Annotated in this window: 6 protein-coding genes; 4 read left to right on the forward strand and 2 right to left on the reverse strand. The window is 39.4% G+C overall.

All coding sequences use genetic code 11. The annotated features are described in order from the left end of the window. Positions 1-114: 114 nt before the first annotated feature. Together CDZ78_RS09550 and CDZ78_RS09555 are read right to left on the reverse strand one after the other, a co-directional pair. Positions 115-1,128, reverse strand: a complete 1,014-nt coding sequence (locus CDZ78_RS09550; RefSeq protein WP_140413966.1) for a UPF0236 family transposase-like protein — start codon at positions 1,126-1,128, stop codon at positions 115-117. A 2-nt stretch (positions 1,129-1,130) separates the two neighbouring features. Beyond that, complete coding sequence (locus tag CDZ78_RS09555; RefSeq protein ID WP_147773986.1) at positions 1,131-1,358, reverse strand: hypothetical protein; 228 nt, start codon at positions 1,356-1,358, stop codon at positions 1,131-1,133. 134 nt (positions 1,359-1,492) lie between these two features. Between CDZ78_RS09555 and CDZ78_RS09560 the strand changes: the two genes are divergently transcribed. From CDZ78_RS09560 to CDZ78_RS21200, 4 genes are all read left to right on the forward strand, one after another. Continuing rightward, positions 1,493-1,750, forward strand: a complete 258-nt coding sequence (locus CDZ78_RS09560) for a hypothetical protein (protein WP_087869815.1) — start codon at positions 1,493-1,495, stop codon at positions 1,748-1,750. 98 nt (positions 1,751-1,848) lie between these two features. Further along, on the forward strand, positions 1,849-2,265 hold the full coding sequence (locus CDZ78_RS23680) for a VapE domain-containing protein (RefSeq protein WP_140413968.1): 417 nt from the start codon (positions 1,849-1,851) through the stop codon (positions 2,263-2,265). Between the two features lies 1 nt (position 2,266). After that, on the forward strand, positions 2,267-2,932 hold the full coding sequence (locus tag CDZ78_RS23685) for a VapE domain-containing protein (protein WP_280175560.1): 666 nt from the start codon (positions 2,267-2,269) through the stop codon (positions 2,930-2,932). Between the two features lie 750 nt (positions 2,933-3,682). Then, positions 3,683-3,874 (forward strand): hypothetical protein (locus tag CDZ78_RS21200; RefSeq protein ID WP_087869491.1); only part of this gene is annotated, 192 nt, incomplete at its 3' end.

Genomic DNA, 3,874 nt, shown 5'->3' on the forward strand with positions numbered 1-3,874 from the left:
TTCAGGAAATGACTTTAGATAATCAATACCGTGCGATGACAGAGTTTCACTGTAAATGTCATAGCCTTTGTGATCAACGGGTGCGATTAAAAGTACGGTGAATTTCTCAAAATATTAAGAAGCTTTGGCCAAATTTCTCCAATATTCATCCCATTGATCATTTCCTCTGACCACTCTTAAAGCAAGCATGGGTTCAACGTTTTCAGATTTCCACCACGCCCCTGATAGTTTTAATCGTTCCTGAATAACATAACGGTGTGCGCTTTCTATTTCGCCTGAACCAATAGGCAAGTTTTTTTCTATCGCTCCTTTATAGTCGAGTTGCTCAGTACGGTTACTTAAATAGCGGTGACAAGATCGTACAGGGGCTTTAGAATTTTCAATCTCATCACCTTCTAAAAACGGGTTTAAATCATGAATAACAAGTGAGTGTTCATTGTTCTTTAAGCGTTTTTCCTGAACATCCATCCAGTTTTTTTCATCATTGGCTGCGCATATTTTCGATGCTCCCCCTAAGTATTCGCAAACGTGATAAAAATCAACTAGGTAACTTGCCTGTGATCCAAACCTTTTTTTCATTTGATCTGCAATCCATGTTGCACCATCGCCAACACCATGTATTTGTGTATTGATACCCAGTCCTGCAGTGACCGCACAATTTAATAATGAATGCCCTGCATCATCTACACTCCCTCCAAAAGTAGCATCAAATTTAGGTGTGATATTTCCTTCCTCATGAGCTAATGCTAAACGAGCCTCTTTCCAATGCAGTATTTTCTTTTTACGCTTATCACCTTTATCTGTTCTTGTTGTCACAATAGGTAACATGCAGCCATCAATCTCTACAATTTGTTGCTGGCAGCCAGTAACCACGGGTAAAGTCGAGCTCTCTCGCTGGGAATTCATTTGTTGACCATGGTTCTCCGTCACCGTGCGAATCGTGCTCACTGGCATCTCGATTCCATAATGTTCTTGGAGTTTTTTAGGCACTTTCCCGAATGCATGATCAGCCCCAAAATCAGTCATTACCCGCTGTAAGGGCAGTGAGCAACACCGAGCGCTAATGCCAACAGAATGGCTGAAAGGTCTTATCTGTTGTCCAGGACAACGAAATAAAGGCTCTATCACTTCTATTTCCCCAAAAGTTGTATGCCAACAGATTTTTTTTTACCGTTGCCATGGAGTCCGGGGCGTTGTTCTCGCAGTTGCTTAGCCTCCCTATCCGCTGCAGTACTTCCCCAGCAATGCAGGGCATCATTACCCATTTGACGTATTTCTTCAATTACATGTTGTTCAGCATCATCCGCTTTAATACAGTCTCCTGTAGTGTTTTCAACCACGTTCAGCAATGATTCCACCCGTTCACGTAATTTGGGATGTTGGTTGAGGCGGGCTATAAAAGATTTGTTGTTACTCTGGCTCACAATCTGTGTCAATTGAAATAGTGATATTTTAACAAATCCCCGCAGTTTTAATCACACCCGGTTGTCTTATGTCATTTCCTTATAAAAAAAATATCGAAAAGTCGATGAAGAAATTTTATGACTCACTTTGTGAAAAAAATAAGCGACGGTATGCCGCCATTGAAAGTGAAAAATTATCTCATGGTGGCGTTAACTATATTTCAGCTTTATTAGAGTGTGACCCAAAAACTACCCGCCAAGGAAAAAAAGAACTCACCGAATTAGAACTGGATATAACAGGAATCAGACAACCTGGAGGCGGTCGAAATGAAATAGTGATATTTTAACAAATCCCCGCAGTTTTAATCACACCCGATTTAACCCACTACCGATTCAAGGTATCCAAAGCTTGCATGGGAATGAGGGCAACTCCTTAATAGCATTTATGAAAGATAAGTGCATACAACATGGGCTTAGCAAGGCTGTTGTTGATGAACAGCTAGACATTATCATTGAGAAAAACCCTATTAATCCAGTTATAAATTGGCTGAAAAGCATTAAACGCACAAAGAAAGATAACCCAGTTCATGAGCTTATAGACAACTTGCCAGTGGAAAATAAAGAGTGGGTTAAGATAGCTATGTATAGATGGCTAGTCCAGTGTTGTGCCGCCGCTGATATGGCTAGGCACAAGGGGAAACACCCAGATGCCGTGCCTAAATATGAAAGCGTATTAATGTTTGGTGGCGCACAAGGACTAAAGAAAACAGCCTTTATAAAATACCTACTACCCAAGGAACTGCATAAATACACTGAAAGATTCAGTTCAGTTAAATGTCAAAGACAAAGACTCACAGCTTAATATACTTAGGTGCTGGATTCCAGAGCTTGGAGAGCTTGGAGAGCTTGACGCAACCTTTAAGCGGAGTGAAATATCAGAGTTAAAAGGTTTCTTATCAAACCAAGAAGATGAAATCAGACTGCCTTATGCTAAAAACCCTACAATCATAAGGAGGCACGCGTCTTGCTTTGCTACCGTAAATGAAGAACGCCCCCTTAAAGACACGACAGGGAATAGAAGATTCTTGCCAGTCGTGGTTACAGGAGCATTAGACTACCCTCGCGATGCTAATTTTGATTATGCTGATATGTGGGCGTTTGTGTGGGATGCCTATACCCACAGGGAACAATGGTGGCTTACAGGTGAAGAAGAGGCTTTACAGCAAGAAATACTAAGTCATCACGAGGATGCAACAATGGAAAGTATCATTTTAGATACTTTCAAGTTTATTGATGCAGGGACAGGAGAAAAACTGGATAGCAGTAATAGAACAATAAAAATGACTAACACCCAAATAATCGAATATTTACCAAAAAATATAACAAATACGAGGGCAAGCCAGATGGGTGTTAAAAAAGCTTTAGATGGTTTGGGGGTTAAAAAGACTAAAAGCAGATTGTATCTTATGCCACCTTTGTTCCCCACTGTTATGCTCAATCATGTAAGTGATGGAGAAATTCCTATTTGATATTAACTCTTAAATTAGAATCTAATTTAAAGCCTGCTTAAATGCGGGCTTTTTTATGCCTATTTTCATTTTTACACAATGAATATTAGCGCCTGCTAATTGTCGACCTTTTTTGCTGCAAAAGGTCGACAATTTTTAGCCTGTAAGCCTTACATACCAAGGGATACAGGGCTTTAAAATTTACTCTTAATTGTCGACCTAAAAAAGGTCGACATATCGCTGTGTACCCCGCCATTACTCGATTCATTATCCAATTTATCGCCTTTTTGTCGACCTTTGAAAAAAAGCTAAACACTTAGACTTGTGTTTTTATCTGTACTAGCCATATACCAATTTACTCATTACAATATTCAAAGTCTTTGTAAAAAAAGGAGTAGGTCGACAATTACTAAAAGATTATATCCTCTGTATCCCTTTATAGGGGTCCTGTGGAAGAACCCCCAAAAGTGTTCGTTCTAAGCTATGTTGCTTAAATGACTATAAGCACTGTTTCATGAATCCACTACCTCTATATGTTTCATCAGTGTTTCCATTGAAAGCAACAATAGCTAAGAAACTTAGAGAGTATGCCTTATTTTAGAAGCGGTATGCGATTATCTTGTCCTACTCCCAGATTTTTAATCAATCCTAAAAATTCTTCGCAGGATAAGCACATGGAAAAACAACAAAAAACCTAAAATAAAGCTTGCAATTACGAAAAACATTTTTTTATAATTTTCCGTTTTATAAACCTTATAATCGGAAACTCTCATGTACGAATCCCAGACACTGAATGCCTTTATTTTTGATCACTGCAATAAGAGCATGGACAATGCCGTATCAGCAGAACGTTACCCTTTGTGGAAGCGAGCATGCCCAGGACTAAACGATATTGGCTTTATTCGTCTTGGGATGTTACGTTGCATCAGTTTGGTGGATAGTGGTCGCCATTTTTTACAGGCA

Source organism: Bathymodiolus platifrons methanotrophic gill symbiont, from assembly GCF_002189065.1.
GTDB lineage: Bacteria > Pseudomonadota > Gammaproteobacteria > Methylococcales > Methylomonadaceae > Methyloprofundus.

Coding starts and splice junctions, on each gene's coding strand:
- CDZ78_RS23680 (WP_140413968.1), top strand. CDS start 1,849: ATGAAAGATAAGTGCATACAACATGGGCTTAGCAAGGCTGTTGTTGAT.
- CDZ78_RS09560 (WP_087869815.1), top strand. CDS start 1,493: ATGTCATTTCCTTATAAAAAAAATATCGAAAAGTCGATGAAGAAATTT.